Origin of the sequence: Prevotella sp. DNF00663 (assembly GCF_001553265.1) — a bacterium.
GTDB lineage: Bacteria > Bacteroidota > Bacteroidia > Bacteroidales > Bacteroidaceae > Prevotella.
On the sequence record NZ_KQ960601.1, the window covers coordinates 138322 to 153857 of the forward strand.

General features: G+C 45.8%; 12 protein-coding genes and 1 pseudogene. 7 read left to right on the top strand and 6 right to left on the bottom strand.

What is annotated here, in order from left to right:
* Positions 1-49 precede the first annotated feature (49 nt).
* The 3 genes from HMPREF3034_RS03325 to HMPREF3034_RS03335 all read right to left on the bottom strand — a co-directional run bounded on the left by HMPREF3034_RS03325 (position 50) and on the right by HMPREF3034_RS03335 (position 5196).
* On the bottom strand, positions 50-2515 hold the full coding sequence (locus HMPREF3034_RS03325) for a transglutaminase-like domain-containing protein (protein WP_062433132.1): 2466 nt from the start codon (positions 2513-2515) through the stop codon (positions 50-52).
* A gap of 260 nt (positions 2516-2775) precedes the next feature.
* Positions 2776-4284, bottom strand: coding sequence for a ComEC/Rec2 family competence protein (locus tag HMPREF3034_RS03330; protein WP_062433139.1), 1509 nt, complete (start codon positions 4282-4284; stop codon positions 2776-2778).
* A gap of 18 nt (positions 4285-4302) precedes the next feature.
* Entirely contained in the window at positions 4303-5196 is an 894-nt protein-coding gene (locus HMPREF3034_RS03335; protein WP_036899056.1) for an AraC family transcriptional regulator, read from the bottom strand.
* A 222-nt stretch (positions 5197-5418) separates the two neighbouring features.
* Here HMPREF3034_RS03335 and HMPREF3034_RS03340 point away from each other — a divergent pair.
* The 3 genes and pseudogenes from HMPREF3034_RS03340 to aspA all read left to right on the top strand — a co-directional run.
* Positions 5419-6300: pseudogene (locus HMPREF3034_RS03340) on the top strand (anaerobic C4-dicarboxylate transporter family protein); the annotation flags it as partial.
* An 18-nt stretch (positions 6301-6318) separates the two neighbouring features.
* Entirely contained in the window at positions 6319-7530 is a 1212-nt protein-coding gene (locus tag HMPREF3034_RS03345; protein ID WP_062433142.1) for a porin, read from the top strand.
* 166 nt (positions 7531-7696) lie between these two features.
* Positions 7697-9115, top strand: coding sequence for an aspartate ammonia-lyase (aspA, locus tag HMPREF3034_RS03350; RefSeq protein WP_062433145.1), 1419 nt, complete (start codon positions 7697-7699; stop codon positions 9113-9115).
* Between the two features lie 252 nt (positions 9116-9367).
* Here aspA and HMPREF3034_RS03355 read toward each other — a convergent pair whose 3' ends face one another.
* On the bottom strand, positions 9368-9769 hold the full coding sequence (locus HMPREF3034_RS03355) for an FMN-binding protein (protein WP_062433147.1): 402 nt from the start codon (positions 9767-9769) through the stop codon (positions 9368-9370).
* Between the two features lie 150 nt (positions 9770-9919).
* Between HMPREF3034_RS03355 and HMPREF3034_RS03360 the strand changes: the two genes are divergently transcribed.
* Positions 9920-11032, top strand: coding sequence for a metallophosphoesterase (locus HMPREF3034_RS03360; RefSeq protein ID WP_082721676.1), 1113 nt, complete (start codon positions 9920-9922; stop codon positions 11030-11032).
* Positions 11033-11064: 32 nt separating this feature from the next.
* Here HMPREF3034_RS03360 and HMPREF3034_RS03365 read toward each other — a convergent pair whose 3' ends face one another.
* Positions 11065-12174: a DEAD/DEAH box helicase gene (locus HMPREF3034_RS03365; protein WP_062433149.1), complete on the bottom strand. Its 1110-nt coding sequence runs from the start codon at positions 12172-12174 to the stop codon at positions 11065-11067.
* Positions 12175-12307: 133 nt separating this feature from the next.
* Positions 12308-12595 (bottom strand): RNA recognition motif domain-containing protein, encoded by a 288-nt coding sequence (locus HMPREF3034_RS03370; RefSeq protein ID WP_036899077.1) that lies wholly within the window; start codon positions 12593-12595, stop codon positions 12308-12310.
* A 443-nt stretch (positions 12596-13038) separates the two neighbouring features.
* Here HMPREF3034_RS03370 and HMPREF3034_RS03375 point away from each other — a divergent pair, with 443 nt between their 5' ends.
* From HMPREF3034_RS03375 to HMPREF3034_RS03385, 3 genes are all read left to right on the top strand, one after another.
* Positions 13039-13647, top strand: a complete 609-nt coding sequence (locus tag HMPREF3034_RS03375) for a DUF6621 family protein (RefSeq protein WP_062433151.1) — start codon at positions 13039-13041, stop codon at positions 13645-13647.
* A gap of 44 nt (positions 13648-13691) precedes the next feature.
* The gene (locus tag HMPREF3034_RS03380) at positions 13692-14930 is read left to right on the top strand and encodes a saccharopine dehydrogenase family protein (RefSeq protein WP_036899083.1); all 1239 of its coding nucleotides are present in this window, start codon (positions 13692-13694) and stop codon (positions 14928-14930) included.
* Positions 14931-15008: 78 nt separating this feature from the next.
* Complete coding sequence (locus tag HMPREF3034_RS03385; RefSeq protein ID WP_082721677.1) at positions 15009-15437, top strand: four helix bundle protein; 429 nt, start codon at positions 15009-15011, stop codon at positions 15435-15437.
* Positions 15438-15536: the final 99 nt, after the last annotated feature.

Sequence of the window (15536 nt, forward strand, 5' to 3'; positions counted from 1 at the left end):
CCATCCATAATCCCTCTTTTTTTGTGCCAACTCGCGACAGGGAAAGCCTTTACAACTTCCCTATCACCTTCAATATTTGCTCACCTATATTAATGGTATATCCCTGTTGAACATATACCACGCGGTTAAAGCTATCGCATATCACGAAGATTGGTAACGAAGATGTTCGTAGTTTCAACTGTTCGCATACTTCTTTCAAAATCTTACCATCTACATCTGTTCCCCAAACAACGGTAGAAGGCAGACGGTCGAACTCCTTAAAGTTGAAACGTTCCATGTGTTCGGCGTCTTGGAACAGCAATACCATCTTTCTTCCCCACTTTTCAAACTGCTCTTTGTAAGCACTGATGTCGCGCAAAGTATGGTTTGTCGGTTCCTGATTCGGAGCTACAATACCTACCATATAATATCCGCGCCCAACGGTAGAAAGCAGACTCTTATCTGTATTCGTAGCCTTATCGTGGTAAATATCCTCCGCATTCAAGCTACCAATCACCTGTATATCATCGCTACTTTCGCGCAGAGCGAAACTTAATTTTGTAGTTTCTCCCTTCTTGACACGGAATACTTCCGTATGAGCCAACACCGCACCACTAGCCATTCTCGAACCGGTGGTCAACATATACTCGCCTTCATCCAAGTCCACACCATTGGCAAAATCACCTTTCCATGTCGCGTCTTCCGGATAAGTGAGCAACTGTGCTTGTCCGTTTTCTATCCGACTCAGCGTGAAGTGGATGTAATATTTGGGATTATCATTAAACTTCGAAGCCTGATAATCAAGCACCAATCGACCTTTCGGGGCCACCACAGCCTCAGTCTTACCACCAAATTCCACATCTACCCAATTGTTTCCGGCATAATATTGCAACTTACCATTTACCTCGTTGATACGAGCCGGCCAGCCTAAACTGCGTGCCACCGACACGAAGAAGATATCACGCCCTAGCTTATCTGTTATCTTATCGCGCCACACACTCATCGGTTGCATGCGCAATCCTTGTGGATTGTGTACCTCATCGATACGGATATTCTTCTCACACCACGCCACCAACTGTGCCACACTCTTCACGCCGGCCATCTTCTCGCGCAAGAAATGCTTGTAAGGCGTAAGCCATTCACTCTCCACACGAGGATTCATCACGTAGCAACAATATATGTCCGACGTATCGGTCTGCTCTACGGCATGGTCACGCAACACATCCAATGGCACGTCGCGCAAATCCTTTTTTGAAATCACCTGCAACAGTTTCTGTGCCATCACCTTGTTCTTTGCACCGGCAAGAAAAGCATCTATCGTAGCATGATTGCCGCGCGACTCGTCTTTCATCGTTGCTTCGTAAGCCTGACGAATAGCGTCTTCCTCAGCCATACGCCGTGTATTCTCTGCCCGCTGAGCCGCTGTCACATCGGGCAACTGTCCACTTGTTGGTGGCGGAACAATATCCAAATCCATCTTTTCGGCCAGTTCCGCGTGTTCCAACACCACTTTGACCTCCGGAGTCTTACCGAACGAAATCTTCTGTACGGCCACCTTACCATCTTTCGACACCCACAAGAGCATGTCACCCTTGCCGGCTGTGAGCGACGCCCTACCCTGCCCATCGGTATGTTTGGTTGCCACCGTGTAGAATTCGGCATAGTTATACACCTTAAATTCCACTTTCGCATTAGCTACACGATTACCTTTAGCATCCACCACCTCTACTTTTACCTCAGCCGTGGGGGCATAGTGGTCTATCACATTGATTTCCGTGTAGTTCGGAGTACGACTCATAACCTCTTCCGGACCGTCGTAATCGCCGAACACTTTGGTATGCATCAACATACCACGCGAGGCACTCTCGTTGAACCACCCCAAGTTTAATACCGGTTCAGGTTCGCATGCACCTAGGAAATACCACTTACCATCGGCCCACGCTTCTACCCATGCATGGTTGTCATCAGTATGTGCCCAACGCGGCGTATAGACCTGTCGAGCCGGTATCCCCACTGCCCTCAAGGCAGCAACAAGAAACGTGCTCTCCTCGCCACAACGTCCATAAGCTGTACAAACCGATGCCAACGGACTACTCGTGCGCGAATCCGATGGTCTATAAGTCACCTTCTCATGGCACCAGTGATTCACTTCTAGAATGGCATTCTTCATTGATAAACCTTTCACACGGTCTTTTAATTCACCATAAAACACCTTGCGACTATGATCCAAATTTTCATTGTTCACACGCACAGGAATCACAAAGTGCTTGAATTCTCGTTCGGGAACAGTCTTTCCCCACGGCATATCGCGCTGTGCCTGCAGCGACATCTCTACATTTTCGCGATAGAAATCGCGCGTATAGTCGGTTTTATCAGGCAACGACATGTAGCGATATAAAAAGTCCATGTACTTTGCCTCTGCTTGTGTGTCGGCTTGGACTGCTACCAAAGGCTTTGCTTGGCAGTCCACAGCTCGCATGCTTCCAGCCGTTGCGGCCGTGGCCATAGCCAATAAGATGAATGTTTTCCTGTCCATATGATAAGATTGTTTTGCGCAAAGATACACAACTTTCCGAGCTTATGCAAACCAAATCATTATAAAAAACAGCCTACCTGCCAACTCGTCTGTTTGTTTACTTATCAACTGCAAAGGCTGGGCAATCTTGCTGCCTCGACCATGCAGCGTCGCTGTGCGGGCTTTGCAGTATTGCTGTTATGTGTTTGCAGCGACCTCACCTCAACCCTCTTCTTGAGAAAGGAAGATTATATAGAGTTATCAAGTAAACGAGATGAATCTTAAACACCATTGTTTCCGATAGGCCGTAAAGGATGAAAGGAGGCTAAAAGGCAAACTCCGACGATAATAACATAGAGCAAAAAAACTCGCAAACCGCCAATATGAATATGCTCAATACTTGCTCCGGGCCACCGAGCAATAACACTTACAACCGCATTCATCACTCCAGCTATCAGCCCGACAGCCCATTCCAACACTTGAGCACAAAGCGGTAGCCAACCGATGAGCAACAACAAACAAGCCATATAGAGCAACAACGTGGCACAAGGAATCACAATGAGATTGGATAACAGGAAATAACACGAGAATCGACCGAAGTAATAAGCTACCAATGGAGCCGTACCCACTTGGGCAGCAACCGACGTACACATCATCGCTCCCACCCAACGCAGCACTGAATTCGCAGGGTTGAGCCAATCGAAGAGTGGCCTATACAGACAGAGGATGGCTGCTACGGAACAGAACGAGAGCTGAAAGCCTACATCCCAAAGGCAAAGTGGATTGGCGGCAAGCATGATGATGGCAGCCAATGCCAGCGTGTTGAGCGAGATGTTGTTACGATGTAACAGCGTCACCAGCGAATAAACGGTCATCATCGTGGCTGCACGTGTCACCGACGGTGGAAGTCCTACTAGCATGGCATACGCCCAAATAGCCACGAGGGCAGCCAGTCTGCCTATCAAAGAACGACCGAACAGCAGTGTCAACACCATGAAAATGATAGACAGATGGAGCCCAGATAGGGCAAGGATGTGTGATGTTCCCGCTACCGAATACTCATGTTTCGTCTGCCTACTGAGCATCGACTTGTCACCAAGGGTCATAGCTACCACTACGGCCAAGACGTCTTGCTGCATGCCAGAAGCCATATATCGGTCGGCTAACAATCGCCTCCATTGCAACAAAAGATTTCTGAAACTTCCCGCTTCATGCCCCGACAGCACATGCAATTGACTCATCTGTACGAAAGCCGTGGCTACATAACCATGCACTCGCATCCATCGCTCGTAATCAAAATGCCCGGTAGAAAGAAAATTTTGCGGCCTCTCCAATCGCGATACGAACTCCACTCGATTACCAACTGCCAACCGCATACTACGCACATTGTCGCCATAGAGCGACGCTCGTACCTTGAGCGACCGCTTGAGTGAATGCCGTTGTATCGTCTGAACATCCATATCGCACATCACTACACGCCCATGAACGGTCGGATTACCTATAACTACAGCCTCTATGTGGCATTTCTCATCAGGCAAAGTCGGATGAAGTCGATGGTTATGGAAAGTTATGAGCCAAATGCCGACGACCATGGTCGCCAACACTATCATGACGGTTTGCCACACACGGTAGCGTATCCACCATGCCAACAACACAAATAACAGTCCCACGCTCGTCCATATACGCAGCGAAAAAGTATCGCCCCAATGGTTGCCAATGAGAATACCGAAAATAAAAACGGCTGCTATGCGAACTAAAGGTATAGATTGTAGGTTGGACAAATGGTTCATGTGGTTGTGTTGTTCAGGCTAGTGTGTATCCCTTTTATTCCTATATCCCTGTGGTGTAAGACCCGACTTGGCTTTGAAGAAATTAGTAAAAGCCGACTGGTCGTTGAAATGTAAGGTTTCAGAAATCTCCCCTATCGTAAGCCCAGAACTACGCAAAAGGTTACAAGCTTCCCTGTAAGTGAGTTGCGATAGATGCTCGCTGACCGTCGCACCTGATATTTCTCGCACCGTACGAGAGAGGTAGGTAGGCGTCATATTCAACTTATCGGCATAGAAAACCACCTGCCGTTCCTGTCTAAAATTCATATTAGCAAGATGCATAAAGATTTTAAAAATATTCTCTTTGTGCTTGAAATCGTGCGTGAAGAGTTTGTCATCGTATGGTAATTCGACGATAAACAACAGACAAACATGTACCAACGAGCGAATTATCTCTACTTTATACAAATGCGAATACCTAATGGCTGTACGGATTTGATGAAACAATCTGCTTAGATCAGCAACTTTCTGGTCATCTAGATGATATACCGGTGCTTGTGTCAAAAAGGTTTCCGGCATCATCACATCAGAGTCGTTGCTCACCGAACGCATGCCAGCGTAGAACGCACTATCAATCATCAAGCCCTCTAAAACGGTGTCTGAATCGTTGGAAAGGCAGTGTACCAATTGGAAAGGAGCCACAACTAACAGGTCGCCGGCATGCAATTCCACACTGTTATCGCCTATCTCTACCGACAGACTCCCCGACCTCAACAACAATAATAGGTAGAAACTGATTCTTCCTTCAAAGAAAGCCATCGTACAATCGGGCGTGGCAGCCGTAGAAAAAGCGGCTACATCCTCGCCATAAACATCGGAAATATGGTATTGTTCGGCTATTTCCGACAAGCCAAAAAGATGCTTCAAAACCATGACAGTCCTATGATGTGTACATCACAAAGTTACAAATTGTTTCGATATTCACAAAAAACAAGCAGAAATTTATAAAGACCGATACTGCATTTCGAGCTAACTTTGTATAAGATAAACTGCACTCGGCAATTTAAGAATAAATTCTTATTGCACTCGTTTGCACTATCTTTGTGATAGATTACTACTTGACAAAAACATTAAGGATTTAAAAACGAACAATCTATGATAACAACAATGGTACTCATACAGCTTGCTATCGTATTGGCACTGATATTTATCGGTGCACGAGTTGGCAGCATCGGACTCGGTATCTATGGCATGGTGGGCGTATTTATACTCGTCTTCATTTTCGGACTCAAGCCGGGTAAACTACCTATTGACGTGATGCTCATCATCGTTTCGGTCATTACGGCTGCTGCATCATTGCAAGCTGCCGGTGGATTAGACTATCTCGTGGGCGTGGCAGCACGCTTTCTACGCCGTCATCCACAACAGATTACGTACTACGGACCACTCACTACATGGCTCTTCTGCCTTGTTGCCGGCACAGCACACACATCTTATTCGCTGCTACCTATCATCTCTGAAATAGCCAAGAATTCCAAAATTCGTCCTGAACGCCCGTTAAGTGTGGCCACCATCGCGGCTTCACTAGGTATCACTGGAAGCCCTGTCTCGGCCGCAACAGCAGCCATTATCAGTACCGACTTGCTGGGTGGGCGTGGCATCGAACTCAAAGATATACTCATCATCTGTATTCCTGCATCGCTCATTGCCATTCTTGTATCGGCCTTTGTACAAAACTTTGTGGGTAAAGAGTTGGAAGACGATCCCGAATATCAGCGCCGAGTGCGCGAGGGAATCATCAATCCCGAAGCCGATTTACGCAAGATGGAAGAGATGGAAAGCCATCCGTCGAAATATGCACGACGTTCTGTATGGGCTTTCCTTTTAGGAGTTGTGCTCGTCGTCATATTCGGTTCAGCTCCTTCATTGCGCCCCTCGTTCATGGTAGACGGTGTGAAGAACACACTCGGCATGCCCGAAACTATTGAGATTATCATGATGTCTGTGGCCGCACTCATCCTACTCTTCGGCAAAGCCAACCAAATTTAGCACCTTATGAAACAATATCTATCAATTGTAGCTGCACTATGTATCTCGATGGGTGCGGCAGCACAAGGCAGCAATACAGGCATGGGCGGACAAGACGGGAATTATCAATCCTTGGCCGAACGAGTACTGAAACTGGAAAAGAAGACCGATGCTTTCAACGTATACTTCAACTATGCGGCTTCAGGAAGCGCCACAGAGACAAACGGTGTATGGGGAACGGGATTCGCCAACAAGCAGTTACGCTTGGAAATCAAGGGTAATATCACCGACAAACTGTTCTATCGCTTCCGCCATCGCTTGAATAAAAGCGACGCGGCCAAGAGCAAAGACAACTTTGCCAAAGCCACCGACATTATGATGGTAGGCTATAGTTTCAACGACAAACTGACCGTTCAAGCCGGTAAGATGTGCCAGATATGGGGGGGATTTGAATTCGATGAGAACCCTATGTACATCTATCAGTACTCTGATATGGTTGATAACATGGACAACTTCACCGCCGGAGTGGTGTTATCTTATAAACCTGTACCCACACAAGAGATTGCCGTAGAAGTCTCTGATGCCGATAATGACAAGTTTGCCGACTACTATGGCGGTAATGTTGTAGCTACTGCGGGTCCTTCATTACGCGAATTAAAGGCCGTTACAGGCAGCAATAATCCCCTTACCTACATTGTCAACTGGAATGGAAGTTTCTTCAACGACGTGCTACAGACTCGTTGGGCGTGGGGTATTCAGACGCAGGCACGCCATAAATATTCGCGCATGATAACCTTGGGACAGAAGTTGAATCTCCCCAAATTCCAATGGTACTTCGACTATATGGGCGCGTTCGACGGCCTAGACCGACTTCGTATCGCCAGTGGAGAACTGGGTAGTCTGCTCCAAACTGGCTCCGAACAGTCCGGATACTTCAGCGATGTGCACTATAACTCGTTCATCAGCAAAATCAATTGGCAGTTTGCTCCACAGTGGAACCTCATGCTCAAGGGTATGTACGAGACTGCTAGCGTCTCTAAGATAGAAGAGTATAAGAACTATCGCAAATCGTTTGGATACATGGGCTCAATCGAATATTACCCCGTACACCAGCAAGATTTCCGCCTGTTCTTAGCTTATATAGGGCGTAAGTTCAATTATAGTGAGAAGTCAGGTTTGGCCGACTACAACACCAACCGCATCGAACTAGGCTTCATGTACAGAATTAAATGTTTCTAATGAGAAAGAGATAACTGGAGTAAATAGAAGATAACTGGAGACAACAGAAGTTAGCAGACAATAGTAAATAGACTCTAACAAATATACATTTGTCTGCTAACTCCATACAACGATAAGTTGTTTAACTCCCGATAACTTTATTCTTACTCCTACAAAAAACAATAATATGGAAGAAAAATTCAGAGTAGAGTCCGACCTTTTAGGCGAACTGAAGGTTCCGGCAGACGCTTATTATGGCGTACAAACACAACGTGGTATCAACAACTATCATATCTCACGCAAAAAAATGCGCGACTATCCCGACTACGTCATCGCCATCGCGTACGTTAAACTGGCTGCCGTGCAGACCAACCATAGCCTCGGTGTCATCAACGACGAGATTGCCGGAGCCATCTCACAGGCTTGTCGAGAGATTATAGACGGAAAGTTACACGAGAACTTCCCCATTGATATGATGCAGGGAGGAGCTGGAACATCGGTCAACATGAATGCTAACGAGGTAATAGCCAATCGTGCATTGGAGATTATGGGGCACAAGAAAGGGGAATACCAATACTGTTATCCCAACGACCATTGCAACTGTGGACAGTCTACCAACGACGTTTATCCCACCACAATTCGCCTTGCCATCATTCGCATGAATAAGAGTTTGGTAGCCAGCCTCACCGGTCTTATCAGCGCATTGCGCTACAAGGGCGACGAATACAAGGATACCATCAAGATGGGACGCACGCAGTTGCAAGACGCTGTACCTATGACGGCCGGACAAGAATTCAATGCTTACGCCAACAACTTGGAAGAAGAGATACTGAATCTAGAGCGTAATGTGAAGCTATTGCACGAAATTAACATGGGCGGTACGGCCATCGGAACCGGTCTGAATGCTGTTCCGGGCTTCGCAAAGCTATGCGCAGCCAATCTAAGCAAACTCACTGGCGAGACATTCATCTCTGCATCCGACCTCGTAGAAGCCACTCCTGATACAGGAGCATACGTTAGTTACTCATCGGCATTGAAGCGGTTGGCCGTGAAACTGTCTAAGATATGCAACGACTTCCGCCTCATGGCATCGGGACCCCGATGTGGTTTGCACGAAATCAACCTACCTGCGAAGGCTCCCGGTTCTTCTATCATGCCCGGAAAGGTGAACCCCGTCATCCCCGAAGTGACCAACCAAGTATGCTTTAAGGTCATCGGTAACGATACAACCATCTCGTTTGCAGCCGAAGCAGGCCAGTTAGAACTCAACGTCATGGAGCCTGTGATTACCGAATGTATGTTTGAAAGCCTCTGGTGGTTGCGTAATGCCATCGATACATTGACCGAAGAGTGCGTGCTCGGCATCACCGTGAACCGCGAACGTTGCTACGAAATGGTGAAAAACAGCATCGGTATCGTTACTGCTTTAAATCCTTACATCGGTTATAAAACCAGTACCAAGGTGGCCAAAGAGGCACTCGAAACCAATCGTTCAGTCTACGACATCGTATTAGAGCAAGACATTATGACCAAAGAACAACTCGATTTGGCTCTCGACCCCAAAGAGATGCTCAAACCACATAAATTTGAATTGCCTAAAAAATAGAATATAAGTTGAAAATAAAACGACTTCCCAGTGAAGTCACCCCCGATAAAGAAGATGGTAAAAGCTCCTTTATCGGGGAATTTTAATATATATGTCTCGTCGCCAAGTGAATTACCGGCAACATGCTACTTACTTTATCAACTTGTTGATTTTGCACTTCTATTTTAAGAGGATTGTTACATATAGATACAAAAATCCCCATGCAAACAGACTCATCTCATTGCATGGGGACTTATAGAAGGAATTGCTCTCTTACTTATGCTGCTTGTAATAATCCAAGCCAAGCTGTACATTCTTCTTCAAAGCATTGGAAGAGTAAGTAGCACCAGACACTCCATCAACGTCCATCTTAGCTGCTTTGCTGACAGTCTTGCCTATATAAGATGCCAACAGGGCCTTGGCACGATTGAAATACTTGGGAGTCTCGTGGTTGGGAAGGGCTTCTATCTTCACCACTTTATTCTTACGAATATAGATTTTAAGGGGCGTCATACTTCTAAACCCTTTCACATTCTTGCCCAACAATTGCGTATTGACTACGGCTGTATCCTTATCTTGGGTGATAATATCGTTACCCGGCATGGCACTTATCAACAATATGATCGCCAAAACCGCCAATGCAGAGGTTATCCAAGTTATCTTTTGATTCTTCATTACCTATAATTTTTAATACCTATTTTTGTTAAATCTAGATTGCAAAGTTAACGGAATATATCCAAAGAATCGCAACAAAACACGTCGGTTTATGTTTTTTTTACCAAAGAAAACGCTATCTTTGTAAAAACAGGACCATCATACATCACTATGCTTAAAGCTTTCATAGCCTTCCTTATAGCACTCATAGTACCCGATGTTTACATCTGGATTCACTTCATAGGTACAGATGTTGCATGGTGGATAACGCTGCTTTATGCACTGCCGACAGTGGTCTTAATAGGTTCTTTCATTGCCGGCAATCTGGGATTCTATCACAATACATGCCTGCGTATCTTCTTTTCGCTGAATCTATGCATCGTATTACCGAAATTGGTATTCGCTCTTTTATCATTGATATTACCCACGTGGCTAAGTCTAACCATTGCCTTGGCCTTGGTGGCAAGCATTGCTTACGGATTCATTGCGGGTTGGCGGCGACTCACAGTGCGTAGAGAGACTATCAAGTCTGAACTTCTACCGCCATCGTTCGACGGATTCCGCATCCTTCATTTCTCTGATTTGCATGCCGGGACATTCCTCAGAAGTCACTCGTTCATTCAACATCTCGTACAAGAAATCAACCGTTTACATCCCGACCTCATTGTCTTTACAGGCGATTTGGTGAATGTGAGCGCCGATGAAGTGATGCCATTCATGCGCGATCTACGCCAACTACACGCTCCATACGGTGTCTATTCGATTCTAGGAAACCACGACTACTGCGAGTATGGCAAAGACCATACGCTCCAAAATGTGGAACGCAACCAGCGCATGTTGCGCTACATAGAAGAGAAAATGGGTTGGCGACTGCTGCTCAACGAGCACGTATTGCTCGAAAAAGCATCCGATAAGATTGCTCTTATTGGTGTGGAAAACACCAGCCGACCACCATTTCCCTCTTATGGAGACCTACAGCGAGCCATGCAGGGGCTTCCCGACGACATGTATAAAATACTCTTAAGTCATGATCCTACGCACTGGCGACGCAGCATTGTGAACCGGACTGACATCGCACTCACGCTGAGTGGGCACACGCATGCTGGACAAGTGAAGATAGGACGACTCTCCCCGGCACGGTTCGCATACCGAGAATGGGGTGGTATATACAAAGAAGCCCAGCAGACACTCTATGTATCGCTGGGCTTAGGGGGGACAATGCCGTTTCGATTGGGGGCATGGCCAGAAATTAACCTTTTAGAGTTGAAGAGCTCTAAAAGATAATGATAAAAAGCTAATAGGTAAGGACTAAGACTCTATTGAGCCACTCGAATGCGCTTACCCGTCAACTTCTGTATATCTTTCAACTGTTTCCTTTCGTCATCGCAGCAGAAACTGAGAGCCAAACCTTCATTTCCTGCACGGCCGGTACGACCTATACGATGCACATAAGTTTCCGGAACATCGGGGATATCGTAGTTGATAACCAATGGTAGTTCGTTGATATCAATACCACGGGCAGCAATGTCGGTGGCCACCATTACACGTGTTTTACCGGTCTTAAAGTTGCCTAAGGCCGATTGGCGAACCGACTGACTCTTGTTACCATGGATGGCTTGACTCTTGATACCTGCTTTTACAAGCTTACGGACGATATTGTCGGCACGATGCTTGGTGCGAGAGAACACGAGTACGGAGCGTTCGTCGCGCTCATGGAGCAGTGAGATAAGTAGCGCAGTCTTCTCTTGTTTCTCTACGAAATAGAGTCGTTGGTCGATGGTATCGACGGTAGAAGAGACCGGTGTCACCTCTACACGGGCGGGATTGTGCAATATCTTGCGCGTAATCTCCTGTATTTCTTGTGGCATGGTAGCCGAGAAGAGCATGGTCTGCTTCTGTTTCGGCAGCATGGGCAATAGCTTCTTGATGTCGTGGATGAATCCCATATCGAGCATACGGTCGGCCTCATCGAGCACGAAATAGCGTATACTGTCGAGTCGAAGCAATCCTTGAGCTTTGAGATCGAGCAGTCGGCCGGGTGTAGCAACGAGTATATCAATGCCTCGGCGCAGCATGTCGACCTGCGGTTGCTGCCCCACTCCACCAAAGATAACACCATGTCGCACACCGGTATGACGTGCATAGTCGGTCAAGCACTCTTCTATCTGTAGAGCCAACTCGCGAGTCGGCGTCAATATAAGCGCACTAATGCCACGACTTTTCTGCGAAGTCTGACTGATATGTTGAATAAGTGGGATGGCAAATGCCGCTGTTTTTCCGGTTCCGGTCTGTGCGCATCCTAATATATCGCGCCCTTGTAATGCTACCGGTATGGCTTTCTCCTGAATGGGAGTAGGTTCTGTATATCCTTTTTCTGAAACGGCCTGCAATATAGGCTCTACAATCTTTAAATCCTGAAATGTCATTGTTTGTTTTTGAAAGAAGTTGACGAGTAGACCAGTTGACAAGTTAACGAGGTGTCAATCATATTGTCCATTCGTTCACTTATAAACTCATAAACTAGTTTACTCGTTTACTTGTCTACTCGTCAACTCTTATTTAATATCTTCTCCTGTCGTTGTTGAAGTTACGACGGGGACGCTCCTCACGGGGCATAGCCTCTTTTACGTAAATAGTACGACCATCGAACTCTGTCTCATTAAGTGCGTCGATAGCCTTGCGAGCATCGTCGTCGTTGGACATTTCTACGAAGCCGAAGCCTCTAGAACGTCCTGTTTCGCGATCAGCGATGATTCTTGCTGATGTAATTTCCCCAAACTCTGAAAAACGGTTACCCAAAGCTGCATCGTCTGTGCCGTAGCTTAGGCCTGAAATGTAAATGTTCATTTTTAATAAATGATGTTTTAAATAAATACTGGAAATCGGAGTTAAGAGAATAATTAAAGGAGCTGCTGCTTACTATTTAACTTGTAAAAGGAAGAGCGTTACGATAATAAGCCGAAACTCAAATTCGCAACAAAGGTATGGTAAATAATCTATAACAAACTATAACCAACCGCTTTTCTATACAAAAATAACCTTTTTTATATTTAAGAGTGGGGCTATTAGAGTCTAAACTCGTCTACTTGCCAACTTGTAAACTCTTCAACTACCAAACTGCAAGGCCGTAGCAATATCTCTGTTCGGGCTTGGCAGTAATGCTGAAAAGCTGAGACAGCAACACTGCCAAGCCTCTGCAATAAATCAATGGTGATTCCACGACGCCTTCATAGTCAAAATAAACGACGCTTTCCTTTGCCTTTCCAGTAGATTACACTATCTTTGCAAGTATGAATCCACAAGAGACTAACAGTATCAAATGGAGTGAAAACGTGTTGATTGCCGATGCCGATTACATCGACAAAGTGGCCTTTAACCTCACCGTAAACTTCGAACGCATGATTGGACGACGCATTCCAAAGGCCGATATGAGTCAATGGGGTGTATGTATAGCGCTGGATGGAGGAGTCCGTCCGGGTGAGAATGAAATACAAATTGTTCTCATTCATGACGAAAACCAACTGCAAATGGACAACTTTCAACCTTCTGATTATGCCAAAGAGTTGGATGGTCGTGCTTTCAAAGACGAGAAGTTAGGCGAGTTCAGTGTCAATACCATCGCTGCAGGAAAGATGACTTCTAAAGACGAGGCGATATTAGACGTGCTCTGTCTAGCATTGGAACGCCCGGAAGTAAAGCGTATCATGGTCATCCCTAACGCAGAACAAGGCGAGCTCTATGCTACCATTCGACAGACACTGCGCCAAATAGACGACGAAAAGCGCATCACCATCTTTGCCATGCAACCCATGGAAGGTGGCAATTTCAGGCAAGAAATATTGGGATACAGCCTCATGAGCGCACTGGGAATCAAGGCCGACGAAGTAAAGAGCTATTAAACAGATAGTCAATTAAGAATCACAAAAACAACAAAATAAACACTATGTCAAGAGTATTAATGATTGGAGCAGGTGGCGTAGCTACCGTGGCAGCATTCAAAATAGCACAGAATGCTGATGTATTCACCGACTTCATGATTGCTAGTCGGCGGAAAGAGAAGTGCGACAAAATAGTAGAAGACATCCATAAAGCTGGATGGAACATGCCCATAGAAACGGCTCAGGTAGACGCCGACGACGTGGAACAGCTCAAAACACTTTTCAACAGCTTCAAACCGGAGTTGGTTATCAACCTCGCTCTCCCCTATCAAGACCTCACCATCATGGACGCTTGCTTGGCTTGTGGGGTGAATTATCTCGATACAGCCAACTATGAGCCAAAGGATGAAGCACACTTTGAGTACTCTTGGCAGTGGGCTTATAAAGATAAATTTGAAAAGGCAGGCCTCACAGCCATCCTCGGTTGCGGATTCGATCCGGGTGTAAGCGGTATCTATACGGCTTATGCTGCCAAACATCACTTCGACGAAATCCATACACTTGACATCGTTGACTGCAACGCCGGAAACCATCATAAGGCCTTTGCAACCAACTTTAATCCCGAAATCAACATCCGTGAGATTACACAAAAGGGACTCTATTACAAGGATGGGCAGTGGATTGAGACCGAACCATTGGCTGTACATAAGGCGCTGACTTATCCAAACATCGGCCCTCGCGAGAGCTATTTGATGCACCACGAAGAGTTGGAGAGTTTGGTATTGAACTACCCTACCATCAAGCAGGCACGCTTCTGGATGACTTTCGGACAACAGTATCTCACTTATCTTGACTGTATTCAGAACCTAGGCATGAGCCGTATTGACGAAATAGAATATGAAGCTCCGTTGGCAGATGGTTCAGGTAAGACTGCAAAAGTAAAGATTGTACCTTTGCAATTCCTCAAGGCTGTATTGCCAAATCCACAAGATCTCGGAGAAAACTACGATGGTGAGACCAGTATCGGTTGCCGTATTCGCGGTATCAAGGATGGCAAAGAGCTCACTTACTACGTTTACAACAACTGCAAACACCAAGAAGCTTACAAGGAAACAGGCATGCAAGGCGTTAGTTACACGACCGGTGTACCTGCCATGATTGGTGCCATGATGTTCTTCAAAGGTCTATGGCGCAAGCCCGGTGTGTGGAATGTAGAGAACTTCGACCCCGACCCATTCATGGAAAAACTCAATGAGTGCGGCCTGCCTTGGCACGAAGTATTCGGTGGGGAGTTGGAATTGTAATTTCAAGGAGTTAAGGAGTTAGAGGAGTAATTGGGAGTTAAGCCAAATGCTTATACTCCCACAAGCTTATAAAAGTCAATGAATTGTTCTTTTCAAGACATTATTGCATGGCGCGAAGCACATAAGTTTGTGCTCCCTGTTTATCAAGTAACTTCCTCTTTTCCTAATTCTGAGAAATTCGGACTCACTTCTCAATTCCAGCAAGTAGCCGTTTCTATCCCGGCCAATATAGCCGAAGGATATCGCAAACTCAGCAAAGCCGACAAGCTAAGGTTTCTAAATATAGCTCAAGGTAGTTTGGAGGAATGCAGATACTACATACTGTTAGCGAAAGATTTAAAATACATATCACAGCCACAACACGACAGTCTATGTATACAAATAGAAACTACTAGTAAATTGCTTAATGGATATTGTAAGGGTATTATCAATCACTCTTTCGACAAAAAATATATAATGCATGAGATAATAGTAGACGCTACACAAATTCTTCGCAAGCCTCTGTAACTCCAACAACATCAAGACTGTAACAAAATAAATATCAAGGAGATTACGCCCATAAGCATTTGGCTTAACTCCATAACTACAATTAACAACATAACTCCT